The sequence below is a fragment of the Vibrio sp. 10N.222.46.A1 genome (assembly GCF_041473595.1).
GTDB classification, from domain to species: Bacteria; Pseudomonadota; Gammaproteobacteria; order Enterobacterales; family Vibrionaceae; genus Vibrio; species Vibrio tasmaniensis_A.
In genome coordinates this window covers 1-1,247 of sequence record NZ_JBFRSN010001645.1, presented here as the reverse complement: position 1 = coordinate 1,247, position 1,247 = coordinate 1, and the positions used below count along the sequence as shown (strand labels likewise).

Sequence of the window (1,247 nt, the reverse complement as noted above, 5' to 3'; positions counted from 1 at the left end):
GATTATATATGATTATTACAACTTAACATTGCAAATTAATAGATTTAAAAATATGACCAATCTCATTGATTTTAAAAAGAATTTGTTGTGTTAATGGTTTGTTTAAATGATGATTTGTAGTCGCTTGCTATCCAAACCTTGAGTGCAAACGTGTGCTGAACTTTAGAGTTTTAACTCTACTTGGGTTTTGAGTGCGTAAAATTTTTTGGGGGTATTTCCGCAGGGTGTTAACTAGTGGTATGATGAGTAAATTAGAACAAAATAATTAAATTGGATTGAAGTGTAGATGGTCATTAAGGCAAAGAGCCCGGCAGGATTTGCAGAAAAGTATATCATTGAAAGTATTTGGAATGGCCGTTTCGCTCCAGGTTCTATCTTGCCCGCAGAGCGTGAGCTTTCTGAGCTGATTGGTGTTACACGTACTACGCTTCGTGAAGTACTTCAGCGTCTTGCTCGTGATGGTTGGTTGACAATCCAACACGGTAAGCCAACTAAAGTTAATCAGTTTATGGAAACGTCAGGTCTTCATATCCTTGATACATTAATGACGTTGGACGTTGATAACGCAAGTAAAATGGTAGAAGACCTGCTTGCTGCTCGTACTAATATCAGCCCTATCTTTATGCGTTATGCATTCAAAGCAAATAAAGAGGCTTCAGAGCGTACGATTACTAACGTAATTGAATCTTGTGAATCTTTACTTGCGGCACCTACTTGGGATGAATTCTTAGAATCGTCGCCATATGCTGACAAGATCAAACAATCGGTGAAAGAAGACGTAGAAAAAGATGAAGCGAAGCGTCAAACGATCTTAATTGCTAAAACTTTTAACTTCTACGATTACATGCTTTTCCAACGTTTAGCATTCCATTCAGGTAACCAAATTTATGGCCTGATCTTTAATGGTGTTCGAAAATTGTACGACCGTGTTGGTAGCTACTACTTCTCTAACCCAGAAGCTCGTCGTTTAGCCATGGAGTTCTACAAAAACTTGTTTGTTATTTGTGAAAGCGGTGAGCGTGAGAATTTGCCACTTGTGATTCGTAACTACGGTATCGCAAGCGCACAGATTTGGAACGAGATGAAGACAACGTTACCGACAAACTTTACTGAAGACGACAGCTAAGTCTTTTCATTAAACTACTGTTCGGTTGTTTTACTTATTGAGTAAACGACGTAAAGAAAACGAAAAAGCGGCGAGATAATCAAATTATCTCGCCGCTTTTTATTTATTGATAGTTGGTGAG

The 1,247-nt window shown here is 38.2% G+C and carries 1 protein-coding gene; it reads left to right on the top strand.

Annotated elements, in window-relative coordinates; all coding sequences use genetic code 11:
- Positions 1-286 precede the first annotated feature (286 nt).
- Positions 287-1,126 carry a fatty acid metabolism transcriptional regulator FadR gene (fadR, locus tag AB4496_RS28630; protein ID WP_009848622.1) on the top strand — a complete coding sequence of 280 codons (840 nt, stop codon included), beginning with the start codon at positions 287-289 and terminating at the stop codon, positions 1,124-1,126.
- The last annotated feature ends 121 nt before the right edge of the window (positions 1,127-1,247 follow it).